This is a genomic window from Nonomuraea sp. H19, assembly GCF_052068215.1.
Classification (GTDB): domain Bacteria; phylum Actinomycetota; class Actinomycetes; order Streptosporangiales; family Streptosporangiaceae; genus Nonomuraea.
Map to the genome: position 1 here is coordinate 322,138 of NZ_JBQHCV010000011.1, position 15,483 is coordinate 337,620.

A 15,483-nucleotide genomic window follows, 5' to 3' on the forward strand; every position below is an offset into this window, starting at 1 on the left:
GGCGACGGCGATACCTACGACCACGACAACCTCCATGTCCGTTGTCGCCGGCGGGATTGCCGGGACGTGTATGAGAGGCACCGAAGTCGCGAAAGGATTCGCCTCGCCGACGAGAAGGCTGAAAGGCGCGCCGGAGAGACGGCGAAGGCCCTGCCCGGCTGAAGCGCCTCGAACGCGAGGGCGTGCCGCGCCCGGAAGCGCGTACGTAGCCGGGATTCCTGTGGCACGGCTGGTTGGGATCAGGCGCCTGGCAGCCCGAGTACCCTTAGTGGCATGGCAGCAGGTGGTAGGGCTTCGGGCAGGCCCGCGAAGAAAAAGGGCCCGTCCAAAGGCACCGGAGGGCAGGGGCGCCGCTCGCTTCAGGGCAAGGGCGCGACTCCGCCTGCCGAAATGCGCCATTGGTACAAAGACAAGGCCCGCGCCGAGCGCATCGAGCGCGAGGAGCAAGGAGGCGGGCGACGTACGGGTCCGGCGAGGCAGCGCCGCTCGGAGGACGCCCCCGAATACATCGGCGGCCGCAACCCGGTGTTCGAGGCCCTGCAGGCGGGGGTGCCGGCCAACGCCCTCTATGTCGCCCAGCGCGTCGACAACGACGACCGCGTACGCGACTCCATCAAGATCGCCGCAGAGCGCGGCATCGCCCTGCTGGAGGTCAGCCGCGAAAAGCTCGACCGCCTGACCGAGGGCGCAGTCCACCAGGGAATCGCACTCCAGATCCCGGCATACGACTACGCTCACCCGTCGGAGCTGGTCGAGATCGCCCAGGACGCCGCCGAGTTCCCCTTGATCGTCGCCCTGGATTCGGTCACCGACCCCCGCAACCTGGGCGCCATCGCCCGCTCCGCCACCGCTTTCGGCGCCCACGGCCTGCTCATCCCATCGCGCCGCTCGGCCGGGGTCACGGGAGGCGCCTGGAAGACCTCCGCCGGCACCCTGGCCAACCTGCGCGTCGCCCGTGCCTCCAACCTGACGGCCGCGCTACGCGAATACCGCGAGGCGGGGTTGTTCGTGATCGGCCTCGACGGCACCAGCGAGACGGACATCGGCGACGTCGAGTTGCTGGCCGAGCCGGTGGTGGTGGTCGTGGGGTCGGAGGGCAAAGGCCTTTCCCGGCTGGTTCGCGAGCATTGCGACGTGGTGGCCCGCATCCCGATGCGAGCGGCGGCGGAGTCGCTCAATGCGAGTGTTGCGGCTGGAGTGGCGCTGTACGAGGTCGCTCGTCACAGGCGTCTCTAGCGTCTACACTGGTAGGCCGCGCCGACGTAGCTCAATCGGCAGAGCATCTGTCTTGTAAACAGAAGGTCAGGGGTTCGATTCCCCTCGTCGGCTCTGCAATCGAAAGGCCCCTGAACAGGCGTTACGCCGTCAGGGGCCTTTCGGTTTCTGGCCTTCAACCGGTGTCTTCGGCGTCTTCGGGAGCCACCTTGGGAGCCACCGGGGGCTGTTTCCCCAGGAGAGCGGTGGAGATGGCCTCCGTTGCCGCGCGCCGGTCGCCTTCCAGGAGGTGACCGTAGATGTCCTTGGTGATCGCGATGCTGGCATGGCCGAGGACTTCGGACACGACGTGGAGGGGAGTGCCCTGGGCGAGCATGAGTGACGCACCGGAGTGGCGAAGCTCGTGTGGGTGCCAATGGCCGAGTCCCGCCTTCGTGGCCAGGCGGGAGAACAGGTGCGAGAACGTGTCCGGGTCGGACGGATTGCCGAAAGCTGTCGGGAACATCAGACCGTGCTCCGTCCAGTCCTCGCCCGACTTGAGACGCTCCTTGTTGTGAGCGGCCTTGTGACGCTTGATCGCCTCGACCAGTTCGGGCGTCAGGCAGAGAACGCGGCGTGAGCGCCTGGTCTTGAGTTCACTGATCACGATGCGGGTTTTGGCGGTGGTGCGCGGGTCGCGGTTCTTGAGCCGCTTGACGGAGTGGGTGACTCGGAGAGTGCGGGCCTCCGGGTCGAAGGCGTTCCACATGAGTCCGAGTGCTTCGCCCCGGCGCAGGCCGAAGACGAGGGCCAGGAGGACGAGGACGCCCATGCGATGGTCAATGACAACGTCGAGGAGCCTCTTGCCCTCCTCCACTGTGAGCGTTCGACCTTCTTCGAGGGGTACGCGCGGTGGCATCGACAGCGCGGCAACGTTCCGCATGACCAAGCCCTCGCGTTCAGCCTGGCCAAGGGCCTTACGTAGGACGGCTCGCATGTTGCGGACGCTGTTCGGCTTGTAGCCGGCCTTACGCTTGGCCTGCCACAGGGCATCGACTTGGGCCACGGTGAGCTTGGTCAGCTTGTGATGGCCGAGTCCCGGTTTGAGATGCAACCGCACGGTGTCCTCGTAGTCGTCCAAGGTTCCATCGGAGATGTGGCCTGGTAGGTGGAGCAGCCAGCGATCGAGGAACGTGCCAACCGTCAGGCGGTCATCAGGGACCGGAGCGCCCTTGGCCAAGGTCTCCTTGAGCTTGCGCACCTTCTCGACTACGTCGGCGCGGGTCTTTCCGGAGACCTTCTTGCGGACGCGCTTGCCGTCTGGCCCGTAGCCGAGAGACACCGCGCCGCGCCAACGGTCACCGTCCTTGTAGATCGAGTCTTCGTTCTGGCCGCGCTTCTTGGTGCTCATGCTGCTTCCTGTTCAAGCTGGGTGACGAACTCGGTCAGTGCGGTCGCCGGAACACGGCGTAGGGTGCCGATGCGAACGGATCGAAGCGCGCCGGAGCGGATCAGCTCGTATACCTTGGTCCGGCCGATCCCGAGGTAGTCCGCTGCCTCTTCCGGCCGGAGGAGGAGTGGGGCGATGTTCGTGGTCATGCGGCCCTTCCGATGTCTGCGGTTGCCGAAAGGTCTTGTCCTGTGGCTCTGGCTTCCAGTTCGCGGAGGTGGGCTCGCCAGCGTTGGCGTTCGTGGACGGATCTGAGGAGGCGGACGGCGAGGGGTGGCACGTTGGCGTCTCCGGCCGGGATGGGGCGCCAGACGTAGCGGTGTGGGTCGGTGGGCTCGTCGGCTTGGCCGAGGGCTTCCATGACCCAGGTGCGGCGGTCCTGCTTGTGCTCGGCCAGGGTCTTGTTCGACCACTTCCGGGAGACCAGGATGCGACGTCCGGCGTAGCCGAGGTGTTCCGGCTTGTGGGCCTTGCCACGGCACCAGCCGGGGCGCATGCCGGGCTTGGCGTCTTTGGGCTGGATGCCGTAGCGCAGCCAGTTCGGGCAGGTGGGTGAGCAGGGTTCGTAGCGGAGAGCGTCGAGCATGCCGGCGGCGTGTTGTTGCTGGGCCTGGCCGCCGTCGAGGGCGTCGCCGAGGGACTTGGTGAGGTACTTGGACAGGTACCGGATGCACTGGTCGGCGTCCGGGGTGCCCGCGAGCACGCCTTGGACGTCGACCTGTTCGCCGAAGCGGATGACGTGGAGCGGTTCGGCGTCCTCGTCGAGTGCGTCGAGGGCTTCGTCCCAGGTGGGCAGGACTTCGCCGGTGGCTGGGTTGAGGTAGCCGGTGCCGTCCTGCCAGACGGGCATGTGGTCGCCGTCGAAGATGACTTCGTCGGCCTGTGGCCACCAGACCTGGTGGTAGGTGGCGGCGGCGATCTGCTTGATCTCGGCGCGGGGGAGCGTTCCACGGATGGCCATGTGCAGGTGCGGAGCGAGCCGCTTTTGAGGCTCCACGGCGGCGAAGTACTGCACGTCGTAGCCCGCGACGCGGCGCAGGTTCTGTACGAAGCGATCGACGAGTTTGGAGAAGTGCAGCGCGTCGCGGGCGGCGCGCCGGTAGTCGTAGGTGTCGGGGTCGATGGGTGCGCCGTCGCGAACCTTGCCGTACGAGGGCAAGGTGAGCGTGACGAACAGGGACGGCCGGTAGGTCTTGCCGTCCGTGCCGTGGAAGGTGCGTCCAAGGGTGGTGTGGGTCATCTTGCGCTTGGGCAGGTCGGGCGCGTCCTGCCGTCGCCTGGTGGAGCGGGTGCGCTTGGCGGTCGTGCGCCCGAGGACGTTGCCGCGCATGCCTGCGGCGTTGATCTCATCGTCCAGGCCGGAGATGATCGCGTCGAGTTCCGTGGTGTCGTCGCCGGCCTTTTCGGCGGCGTCGCGCTGGGCTTGGACATCGGCGCGGAGCTCCACGAGCCAGCGCTGTTCCTCGTTGGCTTCGTTGGGCCTGATGGCGGGTTCTTCGTCGAGGTGCCAACCTTCGCGGCACTGGGCCTTGCGGAGCTGCTTGTTGCGCTTGGCGCAGGGCGGGCACTTGCTGTCGAGGGTGGCCCCGCACGGTACGTCGATGATCTCCCACTTGCCGGTGTGGGTGTCGAGCCGCTTGAGCGGGATGGGGCGGATGCAGACGCCGTGCTGCTTGGCGACCTCTACGAGCACGTCGCGGGCCATGGGCATGGCTTGGCGGACGGCCCGGGGGAGGGCGCGGTCGTGGGCATGGGTCATGCGGTCCTCCCTTCGTCGGGATCGGTGATGATGAGCGCGGTCTGGCCGCACTCGGAGCACTCGACCACGGCGCGGACCGGGTCGAGCCAGAGAACGTTCAGGGTGAGGCAGGTGGCGCAGCGCAGGCCGTGGAGCAGGTGAGTCATGCGGCCTGCCCGTAGTAGGCGACCATGGCGCGGATGTCGGTGTCGGAGACGTAGGCGGCGCGGACCCGGATCGGTTCGGGTGAGGTCTCCAGGCGCATGTACGCGACGCCCGCGCCCAGTTCCGGGACGGGTGAGATGTGGTCGGCGAGTGCGCCCCGGTCGCGTGCGCCGTCGCCGAGGACCATGTCTACCTGTTCGGACTCATCCAGCCGGAGGGCGATCTTGTCGGGGAACAGGTTGCGGATGTTCATGACTTCCTTGCGCGGGTCTTGGAGGGCGGCCATGACGCCGACGCCGACTGAGCGGCCTTGGGTGGCGAGGGTGGCCAGGGCGGCGGAGATGCGCTGCCGGAGTTGCCGGTCGGGCTGGTAGGCGGTCAGGAATGCCACCTCGTCGACGAGGACCAGGACGAACGGGTCCTCGATCGTTGGGACGTGGGAGCGCTGGAGGCCGGCGAAGCGGGCTGCGCGCTTCTGCATGACGGAGACGGCCTCGTCGAGCAGGTCGGCGCAGTCGGCTGGATCGGCGGCGTAGCGGCCTTGGAACAGCTCGCGTCCGAAGGACAGCTCCATCAGCTTGGGATCCAGCGCCCAGACCTCGGCCAGGCCCGCCCGCATGGCGGGGAGCAAACCGCGGATGGTGTCCCACAGGAACGAGCCCTTGCCGGCCCCGGTCGCGCCCGCGATCAGGACGTGAGTGCCATGCACCTTGAGCCGGAGCGGCCGGCCGTCCTCCTGCTTGCCGATCTCGACCGGTCCGACCGATGGCTCGTCCGGGATGGGCAGCGCGGGCATGGGAGCGGCCAAGGGATCGCTGCGCGGGAAGGTCAGCAGCAATCGGCCGCCCTTGACGAGCGCGACGCGGCACGAGGTAGCGCCGAAGCCTTGGGCGAGGTTGTCGGTGCGGTCGGCCCAGTCCTTGACCGCCTGCCCGCCGAGCATGCGGACGGTGATGCGGTCGGCCCAGCCGTCGCAGGTGACGCGGAGCAGACGCGGCATGTAGAGGCGACCGTTGATGCGCTTGGTCAGGCCGGAGACGTCCATGACGCCGTGCCAGTGGCGGCGGTAGACCGACATCAGCCGCCACCAGGCCAGCAGCCGGAAGCCGACGAGGCGGGCGAAGAGATCGCCGTCGGTGCAGGCCCAGGCGAGCAGGGACAGCACGACGAAACCGAGCGTGGAGGCCGCAGCAGGCCAGCCGTACCCGTACCCGATACCGCCGAGGGCGACCGGGACGGCGACGGCGACCGGATGCCGCCAGGTTGTACGGACGAGTGCGGCCAGGAAGCGCCAGCCGTAGATGAGGAAGGTGATGATGGCGGGTGTCTTGAGCACGGCCGGTCGGAAGACGACGGCCGTGTCCGGCGTGGTGGAGACGGGGTTGCGCGCCTCGTCGCCAGGCAGCCGCTTGAACATAAGCTGGGAACCTCTCGTGATGTGGAGTCAGGGGAGAACCGAGGGGCCGCCGGAAGTTGCCGCTTCCAGCGGCCCCGCTTCGTCTCAGGCCGCCGTGTCGCTGGCGTCCTCGGCCGACTGTTCGGCGTGCAGTTGCTCGCAGTCGGCGAGATAGCGAGCGGCGGCGTTGAAGATCTCGCGGGCGAGGGTCAGGTCGGCGTCGGTGACCGGCCCGGCCCCGGTGGTGGAGATGTGCACGTTGGCCTCGTGGGAGGCGAACTCCAGGTACGGCCGGGGATTGCTGACCAGCAGTCCGGCGCGGATCTGGAGGCGCGGCGTGTGGAAGGAGACGCCGACGTGCGGGTCGGAGTCGGGTCGTATGGACAAGGCGACGTAGGTGTAGGGCCGATGTTCGCTCATGCCGCCACTCCCTGACCGTCGGGAAGGCCGTACAAGCTCCGTTCCAGGGAGCGGGCGAAGCGGTGGGCCTCGCGGGCGAGCTGGCGCGCGAACTCCAGGTCTTCCGCCGTCACCGACCCGCTCGTGGTGACCAGGACGGAGGTGGCGCCGAAGTCCAGCGCCAGGATGGGCTCACGGCGGGTGAACGGGTGGTTGAGCGTGCGAGCGGCGTTTCCGGTGGTCAGCCGGATCACGCTGTTGCGCGGGGTACGGCGACGGGTCATCAGGCGGCTTCCTTTCCGGCCTTGGTCGTCGAGGTGGTCTGAGCGGTCTGGCGGGGGGCGCGCATCTCCTGAACCTTGATCGAGAAGGCGAGACGGCCAGCGGCGTTGACGTACGGCGTGACCGTGATGCCGTCGAACTCGACGGGCGTGAACGGCAGCCCCGGCATCGGCTGCGGGGGCACCGGCTGAACCGGCGCGAGGATCTTGACCGCCACCGTCTTCTGGGCGGGCTTGAGGGTCGGGTCACCGTCCATGACCGCGACCTGCCAGACCAGCTCTGCGGTCTGCTTGTCGCGGGCCTGCACGAAGCGACCGTTGGACGAGGCGTCGAAGTCCTTGACGGGCTCGACCTCGCCGACGATGTAGCAGCCGTGCGGGAAGACCATGGCGAAGGTGACGGGGATGGGGCCTTGCAGAGCCATTGCTACTCCTCACTTGGATGACAGGCACTCGACCTATCAAGTATCTAGACGATAACTCTCCGTAGCTTGCTAGGTCAAGTTACTAGGTGAAGGTGACGGCGGTGTCACCAATCCGATAGACAGTCGCCCAAGCCAGACGGCCCTACATTCCGGGAGGATCTCGTGCGAATCGCGTGGGGATGCTTAGCCGCAGTCGTGATCGTTCCACTTGTCGGGCTGTTCCTGCTGATCATGATCCCGGAGTGGCGCGACAACGCCCGGCTTGAAGCGTTCTATGAGCGCGTCCTCGCCTACCCGCTCCCACCGAACACCCGAGACGTCTCCCGGGAGATCGCGACGTGACCTTCGGAAAGAACCTGGTCGGGGGCAGTGGATCTTATTGCGACTACCGCGTCCGGATCACGCTGCAGACGGCACTGACCCCGGAGGAGGTCCACCGCCACTATGACAACGCGTCCATTGCTGGAGCCGAGGAGAAAGCGATGATCACTTTGTACTTCGGAGACGAGGATCCTGACGTTGGCGGTCGCCGGGTCATCGTCGAGGCATACGACTCCCATAACTGGGACTGGGATTGGCGCTGCTACTAAGTGCGCAGCACATCGCGGACCCGCATCCAGGTTCGGATGGCCCTACGCGATCGGATACGCGTCTTCCAACTCATGCCGATCAGCGGGCAACAGCACTTCCACAACTGCCAAAGGCCGGCCGGAGGCATCCCGTACCGCGCCGAAGACGGCCAGAAGTGGCTGGTTCTTCGGCATAGCAAGCTGCTTGACCTCGTCAGCAGAGGGCATGCGCGCGGTTATCTGCTCCACGATGTGATCGAAACGCACGCCCTTGCGCGCCTGGAGATGCTCGCGGAAGCCCTGCCGCAACGGCTCGCCGCTGGTCAGATCCGTCCCCTCGGACAGTTCCAAGGGCAGCCAGAGCGACACCAGTTCAGTCGGTTCACCCTGGCGCTTGATCAATCGCCGCCGCACGAACGCCTTGCTCTTGGGTTGCACGTCGAGCAGCACGCCGACCCGATTCGGTACAGCGACCGCGCCCACTACAACGACCTCGCCAGTGGAGTCGGTCTCCGGCTTGGTCAGGTAGGCCTGTCCCGGACGCTTCTGCTCAACGGAGGCCATCGCCGGACGGCCGCGTACAAAGCGTCCCTTGCCCTGCTGAGACTCGATCCAGCCCTGCTCGCGCAGCACGCGAAGGGCGGCGACCACGGTGGGACGGGAGACGCTGAACTCTTGGATGAGCTGGTTCTCGCTGGGGAGAAGCGTGCCCGGTGGGTAGTCTCCCGCCTCGATACGCCGTTGCAGAGTATGGACAAGCTGCGCATACTTCGGCGGCACGGACTCAAGCGACATCATGACCGTCCAACAGCCGACAGGTTGTTTTACCAAGTTTGAGAGTATCCCGCGCACCGACGACTGTCCACGCGCTTCATGAAAGCAGAGCCTGCACGCCAGGAACTCGGCAGGCAGCGCAGTAGCCGGGCGCGAGGAAGGACGCCGCGGGAGCCGCCATTGCATCTGCCTGCCGGGGAGGGCGCGACGAGCCAGGGCGATGGCCTCCACCCCTTCGGAAGGCCCCACTTGTCACGCCGCGCCGGTCATCACCTGGCGATGTACTCAGCCAGGACGTTCGCCGCGCCCGCCGGATCGCTGGTCGGGTGCCGCCGTTCGGCGTTCTGCCACGAGTAGTAGGCGCCGCCGTAGCCGACGAACACCCACACCGGCATGCCGGGCTCAGGCTTGTGCACCATGAGCGCGCTGTTGTTGTCCCGCAGTTCGGCGTTGACGCCGAGGTCAGTGAGCCGGTCGCGCAGTCGGACGAGCATGTCGCCCTCTTCCCTACTCTCTCTGCTCTGCGAGAAGCCGTTCAATGCCGCTTGCGTGATCGAATTCATGTTCCGCTCCCTTCGGCCCGGCCGCCTCCGAGGCAATCGAGACACTCCCGCTCCCCAGTCGAAGTTTGATCTCCGTCGTCGTCGCTGATGAGGAGCGCACGGCGCGAGTCGCGCAGCTTGATCCCGCGTCCCCGGCAGCCGGGCAGGGCGACGTCTTGCTTGTCTCGTCTGGCCGGATCACCGTCGCCATCTCCTCGTTCATCCGGCGTTCCCTGTGGCGGGAAGCCGCGTGACGTACCGTGGTTGATTGATGACAAGTCCACCGGCAACCGAGTCTGAGCAGGACCCCTGAACGGCCCCCTCATTTCCCCTTTCGAGCCCCCAGCCGGGAGGAAGACCCGAAGATGCCCGACTACATCCCAAACGTTCGCCTCCGCGCCTGGCGGAATGAGAGGCACCTCTCACGCGCGCAGATGGCCGACCAGGTCAACGCCACGCCGATAGGGATCGCCGAAAGGCTGACCTGCGATGAGGAGCGCGTACGACGCTGGGAGGCCGGCGAGGTCCGATGGCCACGAACCCCGTACCGGTTGGCGCTGACCCAATTGACGGGATTGGAGCCGGAGGCGCTCGGGTTCTCCCAGGGCAAGCAGACCGGTAGCGGTGGCCTCATCGAGGCCCGCGTGATCCCCGCCGACGCCCTCCGCGCCGAGGCCGACCTGTACGGAACCATGGAACTTGCCCAGCAACTGCAGGCATCCGACGTTGGCACCGGAACTCTGGAGGCCCTTGCCGAGGCCGTCGATCTCCTGTGCCGCGCCTACCCCGTTGTGCCAGCGGGCACGCTACGCGACCGCACCCAAAAGCGCCTGGCGCAGATCAACCGCCTGCTCGCCGGACGCCTCACCTTGGGCCAGCATCGCGAACTGCTCGTGATCACCGGTTGGCTAACCGCCCTGCTGGGCTGCGTTCACTACGACCTGGGCGAAAGGGAAGAGGCTGAAACCGCCCGACGCGCCGCCTTCGAGATGGGTCGCCAGGTCGGACACGGCGAACTCATGGGCTGGGCACACGAGATGTCAGCCTGGTTCGCCCTCGTCGAAGGCCGCTACGAAGACGTCGTCACCGCCGCCCGCATGGGGCAAGCCGTGGCCGGCACCAGCAGTGCCATGGTCCAACTCACCCTCCAAGAAGCCCGCGGCCTGGCCCGCATCGGAGACCGTCGCGAAGCCGACCGAGCCCTGACCCGCGGAGCCGAAGTCCTCGGCAGCCTGCCCATGCCCGAGCACCCCGACCACCACTTCGTCTTTGACCACGCCAAGTGGGTCTTCTATGCCGCTACCTGCTACACCTGGCTTGCTGATGATGACCGCGCCGAGGAACACGCCCGCGAGACCATCCAGATGCACACCCGCCCGGATGGCACCTCCAACGCCCCGATGCGAGTCGCCGACGCGCACATAGACCTTGGCATCGTCCATGCCCGACGCGGCGATCTCGACGCGGCTGTTGATGAGGGCCTGGCTGCCTTCGACATCGATCGACGATCCCTTACTGACCTGGTGAACCGTGCCGGAGATCTCGATCGCGTACTACGGCAGCGCTATCGACGCGAAGCGCTTGCCGAAGAGTTCCACGAGCGCTTCGTAACTGCCCGCAGAGCCCTGACCAGCCGCCGTCCGGACCTGCTTGATTGAGCGAGACACGGCCACTCGCAAGTCCGTCCAATTGCCGAGTTGTTCTTTTAGGTATCAAGCGGCGGCGCGGCGCGCCGCCGTACCCCCGGCCCTCCGCCCGCCCGCCGTCCGGGCGTGCGGCCTGGGGGCCGGTCCCGGACGGCGGCGGGACACCGGGCCGGGCACCGCACGCCAGCCCCGCCGTACGGACCGGACGCTCCGACCGGGGTCGCCGCGCCGCCGCACAGATGCAGCCCTCACGATCGCCACAGCGTGGCTGGCCGCTGTACGTGGCTGGGGGCGATCGAAGGTCCAGGGCTTCGTTCCTCAGCCCCGGCCCACCGAACAACGTGGCTGATCACCGTATACACGATGGACGGCGATGAGTTCAGCGCTCAGTTCGTGCACCCCGAGGCCCCGCCCGGTACCGTGCGAGCGTCTCCATCGCCAGCCCTACGATAAGTCGTACTCGTCGATCCATAGATCGGCTCCAGCTCTGTGAAGAAAACTGATGGCTTCTTCGTCAAGAAGGAGTCCTCGCGGGCTGGAGTGCTCTCCCGGTTCGAACGACCGAAGCATGACCAACGTGGCCGCTGCGCCGCCAGCGGTCAGCTCTCCGATCCGATCCCAGGCGCCGGCCAACTGATTCATCACAGCTTCCACCTGCTCATTGAGTGAGGTGGTCTCCGCAAGGCCGGAGTCGAGCAGCCATTCGTGTCGTGGCGGTAGCGGGCGCCCACTCTTCCTGCCGCGTCGTGACTCCTTCGCCTCAGACCGAGTCGGCTCGACGCCCACGTATTGGCTGATCTGCCCGGGATCCAGTTCATCGGACTGGATCATGAAGTAGACCTGCTGCTCGACGATCACGTGGACACGGTAGCGGTTCAAGGGTTGGCGGGCGCCTGCATCACTTGGAAGGGGCAATGGCTTCCATTGCTCAAGACCCTGATCGTCGTGCCACTAGCGTGCCATTACGGAGGGTCAGCGGCGGTTGATCACGGTCACTCTCGAACCATCCTCGGCGCATGTCAGAGCCATTGTGTGCTCGAAGATCAGAGCGATTTGCAAGCAGGTGATCCACCGAGCTTTTTGGGAGCCACTTCGGGAGCCACCCGAGCGGACGTCCATGAACTGCGGCGGACGGAGACGAACAACAAGGATGCAGCCAGACGAGGTGGCGGACACCTGCGAACGCCAGTGAAGATCGTTTGGGGACCTTGTAAACAGAAGGTCAGGGGTTCGATTCCCCTCGTCGGCTCTACTTGGAAGCCCAGATCATCATGCGATGACCTGGGCTTTCGCATGTTGTGGATCAGTTGGGGGCGTCCGGTTGTGTCCGGCCGTCACTGGCTGACTGCGGTTCTTCTTTCCCGATGCGTTCCCACGATCTTCGTGCGAGGGCGTCGATGATCCAATGCGGAGAATCCTCGGCTTCCCCGTGAGGCACTTGGAATAGGTGCTCAGAAGGACCTTGGGGCCGTTGCCCGCCCGCTCGGTGGTCAGAGATGAAAGAAGCCCATGAACCGGTAGGCCGCTGTCCTGTAGCTGCCCTGTAGCGAGTTGCCGAATTGTTCTTGTAGAGATCAAGCGGCGGCGCGGCGCGCCGCCGTACCCCCGGCCCTCCACCCGCCCGCCGTCCGGGCGTGCGGCCTGGGGGCCGGTCCCGAACGGCGGCGGGACACCGGGCCGGGCACCGCACGCCGGCCCCAACCGCACTTGCCGAACACGCCGACCGGGGTTGCCACGCCGCCGCACAGATGCAGCCCTACGATCGCCACTGCATGGCTGGCCGTCGTAGGTTGCTGAGGGCGATCGACGATCCGTGCTTCGTTCCTCAGCACGGGCCTACCAGGACCAACACTGGCGGTCCGGGAAGGGATGGCCGGACCTCACCGCTGCCGTGCACTGGCTCATCGACGACACCTTCATCGACCAACATGGCGCACGAGCACTGATCCCGCACCTTTTCCTTGATCAACGAGAAGCCGATCTCGTGCAGACGGTCGTTGATGCCCTCTTGCGCGTCCTCGATGACCTTGGCCCTGCCGCTCCAGACAACGCCTACCTCGACCATCCTGGATGGATCAACATCCTGCATGCGGCCAGCGCTGCCCACACAGCTTTATCGTCCGACTGACAGCACATGTGACGACGGCTCCAAGACGCCCAGAGCCACGACGAGATATCAACCCAACCAACCCCTTGCACATAGGAGCGTCAGGTAGGGGTGGACGTGAAGGGCGGAGGAGGGGCTGAGGCTGGATTTCGGCCCGCTACGTGCCCGTAGAACGAGTGACCTAGGCGGACACTCAGACCGGTCCGGCATGCCCCGATCGGGTACAACTCGTTGTTGTCAATGCCGCCACTGTGGAGTCAGGCATCGAGGGCCAGGCCACGCCGGAGGACCTCGGACGATACCCGGGGTTCTCCGGCGGCTGTCGGTTGTTCGGTCAGCTGACGCTGGCGGGTTGGGCGGACAGGAGGGTTTGGGTCCAGCCTTCGGTGCCGACGGCGCCCTGGCTGCTGAGGTCGTCGCCCTGGCCGTCGTAGGGGTTCTGGTCGTCGTAGCGCAAGAGGGAGCCCTCGCTCCGGTGGCCGTAGTACACGCCCCCACCGGGCGACAGGAGATGGTCGAAGACCTGCCAGGTGGCGTCGCGTAGCTGGTACCTCTGCCAGGAACCGGGGCCGTTGATCCGGTAAGAGATCAGCTTGCCGTCAGCCGTTGTGCCGAGAATCCAGCCAGGGCCGGTGGCGGTCAGGGTCTTGAGGGTGAAGCCGTCGCCGATCGCGGTGTTGCCGCTGATGTTGTCGATCGTGGGCTTGGTCGCGTTGACGGTGTAGCGGCGCAGGGTCCCGCCGGCGATGCCGAACAGCTGGCCGTTGCCGTCGTAGGCGAGGAGGTCGTGGGTGTAACCGCTGCCGAGATAGACAGGCGGCTCGAAGATGAGGCTGTCACGATTGGTCTGTATATCGACCCGGTAGAGCCGGCCCTCCGGCCCCTTCTCGGTGACCAGGATGGTATTGAAGTCCAGCGTCGCCATCGCCTTGGGAGTGAAACCCAGAGTGGCCGTGGACACAAAGGCGCCACGCGTGCGCTGTCCGGTAGCGGCATCGATGGCGGTGTAGGTCAACTTCCCGTCCGGCAGCGCCCCGTAAACCGAGGCGGTCTCCACCGAGGAGGAGGCACGGTTCTGCGCGTGGGTGAGGGTTTCCCAGCCCAGGAAGTGCGACGTCCCCATGGGGCGCTTCTGCTCGACCCACTTGGCGGCGTAGGGGAAGTCGTTGTAGCCGAGGCGGTTGTGCAGCGCGTTGTAGCCGACCTCGTAGTGGTTGCCGAGGTCGGCCTTGACCTTGCCGCCGCACAGCCAACTTGGGACTGAGCCGCCGAGTTGTATCTTGGCGTGCAGGTCCATCGCGCGGCGCAGCCGGTGTTTGGCCGTTGAATACAGGTCCACGCCCTGGTGGCGGGCCGTCTCCGCGACGTGGGAGATGGCCGCCAGACCCCAGCCGGTGTGCCAGAAGTCGCGGCAGGTCTCCTGGGTCAGGCCGTCCACGAACGTGGTCTGGTCGTACCAGTAGTCGATGATCTCGGCTTTGGTGTTGACCGTGCTGCCGGGCGGCGCCTTGGGGATCGAGCCGTCGGTGGCGAGGTAGATGTAGGCGGGCAGCCTGCCGCGCCAGGTCGCGACCGCCCGGTCGAAGGAGGCACGGTCGTCCAGGTGTACGGCGATGCCGATGGCGGCATCGGTCATGATCAATTCCCAGTTGCCGTTGTTGTCGGGCCGTCCGGCGATCAGGGTCGGGAGGTACACGGTGCGGAGCTTGCTCGCGAACCGGCCGGCCTGGCTCCAGCCGCCGCCGTAGGTGTGCTTGATGAGCTCGGCCGCCCGGGAGAAGTTGGCGCCCGCCCAGCCGGTCTGCAGCGGCGCGTTGCTGCCGGTGTGCTTGGTGATCACGGCCGACCAGGCGTCCATGATCTGGATCGCCTTCTTGGCGTATCGGGTGTCCTTGCTGAGGTACCACCGCAGGGCGTGCGTGTAGGCCGCCATCGCGTCCTTACGCTCGTCCGAGCAGCCGTTGTCGGGAATGGAATTCCCGCCGCAGTTCACGTCGGTGCGGGGCTTGGCCGTGTAGGACAGCGAGGCGAAGGAGCTGTTCTGCAGGGCGTCCCAGGCTGACTTCCAAGGCTCCTTGTCGAGGTTGGCCTTGACGAAGTCGAGCTGGGCACGGCTGACTAGGACACCGGGGTGCTTGAACCCGGCAGCCTGTGCGGGCTGCGGAACAGACAAAGCGGCGGCCACGAGCATGGCGGCAGCAACAGGACGAGCGAGACGCACGGGATTCCTTCCCAAAGGGGGGCTGGCTGGACGGAGAACGGCATAGCTGGGGCTTACGGGTGGTCGGAGTCAGACGGCCTTGGAGGTGACGAAGGCGCGCGGGGCGGGGCCTTCCAGCGGGTGGCCGACGTTCGCGGCCCCTGACTCCTGGGCCAAGCTCATGAGCGCCTTGGCCATGGCATCCCGGTGCTGGCGTGCGGCGCGCCAGCACCACGCATGGAGCAGGTGCACCACCCGGATCCGCAACCACGGCTTGCCGCCAGAACAGCTCGATGTCCTGGGGCAGCTCCTTCGGGCCATAGCAGACCACCGATCGCCCAGGACGCGACGCGGCGCGCGATCTCACGCATGCTTGTGATCACTTTCTCCCTGTGGCGGCGGTATCTGACCAGCAGCGGAAGCGGCAGTCCTTGGCGGAGCGATGGTAGTTCAGCCCGGTATGTCGGCGGTATGTCGTCGCTTCGCACAGCGCGTGGAGTTCGCCGCGCTGTAAGAGCCTGCTGACAAAGGGTTTGGTCGGTACGGCCGAGCTGGAGTGATCTCGGCGGTTTTCCCGGCGTGTCATGCCTGCGAACA

The 15,483-nt window shown here is 66.5% G+C and carries 19 protein-coding genes and 1 tRNA gene; 6 read left to right on the plus strand and 14 right to left on the minus strand.

Features of this window, described 5'->3' with window-relative positions:
- The first annotated feature begins 273 nt into the window (after positions 1-273).
- Positions 274-1,236: a 23S rRNA (guanosine(2251)-2'-O)-methyltransferase RlmB gene (gene rlmB / locus ACTMTI_RS26095; protein ID WP_441123134.1), complete on the plus strand. Its 963-nt coding sequence runs from the start codon at positions 274-276 to the stop codon at positions 1,234-1,236.
- A 20-nt stretch (positions 1,237-1,256) separates the two neighbouring features.
- Positions 1,257-1,329, plus strand: a tRNA-Thr gene (locus tag ACTMTI_RS26100).
- A gap of 61 nt (positions 1,330-1,390) precedes the next feature.
- Here the strand turns inward: ACTMTI_RS26100 and ACTMTI_RS26105 are convergent.
- The 8 genes from ACTMTI_RS26105 to ACTMTI_RS26140 all read right to left on the minus strand — a co-directional run bounded on the left by ACTMTI_RS26105 (position 1,391) and on the right by ACTMTI_RS26140 (position 7,048).
- Complete coding sequence (locus ACTMTI_RS26105) at positions 1,391-2,605, minus strand: tyrosine-type recombinase/integrase (protein ID WP_441123135.1); 1,215 nt, start codon at positions 2,603-2,605, stop codon at positions 1,391-1,393.
- A complete protein-coding gene (locus tag ACTMTI_RS26110; RefSeq protein WP_441123136.1) occupies positions 2,602-2,793 on the minus strand; it encodes an excisionase family DNA-binding protein in 192 nt (63 codons plus the stop codon). The genes ACTMTI_RS26105 and ACTMTI_RS26110 overlap by 4 nt, the downstream gene beginning before the upstream one ends.
- Positions 2,790-4,403, minus strand: coding sequence for a replication initiator (locus ACTMTI_RS26115; RefSeq protein ID WP_441123137.1), 1,614 nt, complete (start codon positions 4,401-4,403; stop codon positions 2,790-2,792). Before ACTMTI_RS26115 ends, ACTMTI_RS26110 begins: the two co-directional genes overlap by 4 nt.
- Entirely contained in the window at positions 4,400-4,549 is a 150-nt protein-coding gene (locus ACTMTI_RS26120) for a hypothetical protein (protein WP_441123138.1), read from the minus strand. Before ACTMTI_RS26120 ends, ACTMTI_RS26115 begins: the two co-directional genes overlap by 4 nt.
- A complete protein-coding gene (locus ACTMTI_RS26125) occupies positions 4,546-5,964 on the minus strand; it encodes an FtsK/SpoIIIE domain-containing protein (RefSeq protein ID WP_441123139.1) in 1,419 nt (472 codons plus the stop codon). Before ACTMTI_RS26125 ends, ACTMTI_RS26120 begins: the two co-directional genes overlap by 4 nt.
- Before the next feature lie 84 nt (positions 5,965-6,048).
- Entirely contained in the window at positions 6,049-6,363 is a 315-nt protein-coding gene (locus ACTMTI_RS26130) for a hypothetical protein (RefSeq protein WP_441123140.1), read from the minus strand.
- The gene (locus ACTMTI_RS26135) at positions 6,360-6,626 is read right to left on the minus strand and encodes a hypothetical protein (protein WP_441123141.1); all 267 of its coding nucleotides are present in this window, start codon (positions 6,624-6,626) and stop codon (positions 6,360-6,362) included. Before ACTMTI_RS26135 ends, ACTMTI_RS26130 begins: the two co-directional genes overlap by 4 nt.
- Positions 6,626-7,048 (minus strand): plasmid replication, integration and excision activator, encoded by a 423-nt coding sequence (locus ACTMTI_RS26140; RefSeq protein WP_441123142.1) that lies wholly within the window; start codon positions 7,046-7,048, stop codon positions 6,626-6,628. The genes ACTMTI_RS26135 and ACTMTI_RS26140 overlap by 1 nt, the downstream gene beginning before the upstream one ends.
- A gap of 195 nt (positions 7,049-7,243) precedes the next feature.
- Between ACTMTI_RS26140 and ACTMTI_RS26145 the strand changes: the two genes are divergently transcribed.
- Both ACTMTI_RS26145 and ACTMTI_RS26150 read left to right on the plus strand, forming a co-directional pair.
- Positions 7,244-7,390, plus strand: coding sequence for a hypothetical protein (locus ACTMTI_RS26145; protein ID WP_441123143.1), 147 nt, complete (start codon positions 7,244-7,246; stop codon positions 7,388-7,390).
- Entirely contained in the window at positions 7,387-7,638 is a 252-nt protein-coding gene (locus ACTMTI_RS26150; protein ID WP_441123144.1) for a hypothetical protein, read from the plus strand. The genes ACTMTI_RS26145 and ACTMTI_RS26150 overlap by 4 nt, the downstream gene beginning before the upstream one ends.
- A 42-nt stretch (positions 7,639-7,680) precedes the next feature.
- Here ACTMTI_RS26150 and ACTMTI_RS26155 read toward each other — a convergent pair whose 3' ends face one another.
- Complete coding sequence (locus tag ACTMTI_RS26155) at positions 7,681-8,415, minus strand: GntR family transcriptional regulator (protein ID WP_441123145.1); 735 nt, start codon at positions 8,413-8,415, stop codon at positions 7,681-7,683.
- Positions 8,416-8,660: 245 nt separating this feature from the next.
- On the minus strand, positions 8,661-8,954 hold the full coding sequence (locus ACTMTI_RS26160) for a hypothetical protein (protein WP_441123146.1): 294 nt from the start codon (positions 8,952-8,954) through the stop codon (positions 8,661-8,663).
- 344 nt (positions 8,955-9,298) lie between these two features.
- Here ACTMTI_RS26160 and ACTMTI_RS26165 point away from each other — a divergent pair, with 344 nt between their 5' ends.
- The gene (locus ACTMTI_RS26165) at positions 9,299-10,591 is read left to right on the plus strand and encodes a hypothetical protein (protein WP_441123147.1); all 1,293 of its coding nucleotides are present in this window, start codon (positions 9,299-9,301) and stop codon (positions 10,589-10,591) included.
- 432 nt (positions 10,592-11,023) lie between these two features.
- On the opposite strand, the gene ACTMTI_RS26170 is transcribed toward ACTMTI_RS26165, so the two are convergent.
- Entirely contained in the window at positions 11,024-11,437 is a 414-nt protein-coding gene (locus ACTMTI_RS26170; protein WP_441123148.1) for a DUF4279 domain-containing protein, read from the minus strand.
- 955 nt (positions 11,438-12,392) lie between these two features.
- Between ACTMTI_RS26170 and ACTMTI_RS26175 the strand changes: the two genes are divergently transcribed.
- Positions 12,393-12,707 (plus strand): SCO4402 family protein, encoded by a 315-nt coding sequence (locus tag ACTMTI_RS26175; protein WP_441123149.1) that lies wholly within the window; start codon positions 12,393-12,395, stop codon positions 12,705-12,707.
- Between the two features lie 313 nt (positions 12,708-13,020).
- Here the strand turns inward: ACTMTI_RS26175 and ACTMTI_RS26180 are convergent, their stop codons facing one another.
- The 3 genes from ACTMTI_RS26180 to ACTMTI_RS26190 form a co-directional block, all read right to left on the minus strand.
- Positions 13,021-14,907, minus strand: a complete 1,887-nt coding sequence (locus tag ACTMTI_RS26180; RefSeq protein WP_441123150.1) for an alginate lyase family protein — start codon at positions 14,905-14,907, stop codon at positions 13,021-13,023.
- Between the two features lie 69 nt (positions 14,908-14,976).
- Positions 14,977-15,138, minus strand: a complete 162-nt coding sequence (locus tag ACTMTI_RS26185; protein WP_441123151.1) for a hypothetical protein — start codon at positions 15,136-15,138, stop codon at positions 14,977-14,979.
- Positions 15,139-15,265: 127 nt separating this feature from the next.
- The coding region (locus ACTMTI_RS26190) for a hypothetical protein (protein WP_441123152.1) at positions 15,266-15,483 on the minus strand (218 nt) is incomplete at its 5' end.

Excerpts from the sequence above, each read along its gene's own strand:
- rlmB (WP_441123134.1), top strand. The coding sequence starts at position 274 with ATGGCAGCAGGTGGTAGGGCTTCGGGCAGGCCCGCGAAGAAAAAGGGC.
- ACTMTI_RS26105 (WP_441123135.1), bottom strand. The coding sequence starts at position 2,605 with ATGAGCACCAAGAAGCGCGGCCAGAACGAAGACTCGATCTACAAGGAC.
- ACTMTI_RS26110 (WP_441123136.1), bottom strand. The coding sequence starts at position 2,793 with ATGACCACGAACATCGCCCCACTCCTCCTCCGGCCGGAAGAGGCAGCG.
- ACTMTI_RS26115 (WP_441123137.1), bottom strand. The coding sequence starts at position 4,403 with ATGACCCATGCCCACGACCGCGCCCTCCCCCGGGCCGTCCGCCAAGCC.
- ACTMTI_RS26120 (WP_441123138.1), bottom strand. The coding sequence starts at position 4,549 with ATGACTCACCTGCTCCACGGCCTGCGCTGCGCCACCTGCCTCACCCTG.
- ACTMTI_RS26125 (WP_441123139.1), bottom strand. The coding sequence starts at position 5,964 with ATGTTCAAGCGGCTGCCTGGCGACGAGGCGCGCAACCCCGTCTCCACC.
- ACTMTI_RS26130 (WP_441123140.1), bottom strand. The coding sequence starts at position 6,363 with ATGAGCGAACATCGGCCCTACACCTACGTCGCCTTGTCCATACGACCC.
- ACTMTI_RS26135 (WP_441123141.1), bottom strand. The coding sequence starts at position 6,626 with ATGACCCGTCGCCGTACCCCGCGCAACAGCGTGATCCGGCTGACCACC.
- ACTMTI_RS26140 (WP_441123142.1), bottom strand. The coding sequence starts at position 7,048 with ATGGCTCTGCAAGGCCCCATCCCCGTCACCTTCGCCATGGTCTTCCCG.
- ACTMTI_RS26155 (WP_441123145.1), bottom strand. The coding sequence starts at position 8,415 with ATGATGTCGCTTGAGTCCGTGCCGCCGAAGTATGCGCAGCTTGTCCAT.
- ACTMTI_RS26160 (WP_441123146.1), bottom strand. The coding sequence starts at position 8,954 with ATGAATTCGATCACGCAAGCGGCATTGAACGGCTTCTCGCAGAGCAGA.
- ACTMTI_RS26165 (WP_441123147.1), top strand. The coding sequence starts at position 9,299 with ATGCCCGACTACATCCCAAACGTTCGCCTCCGCGCCTGGCGGAATGAG.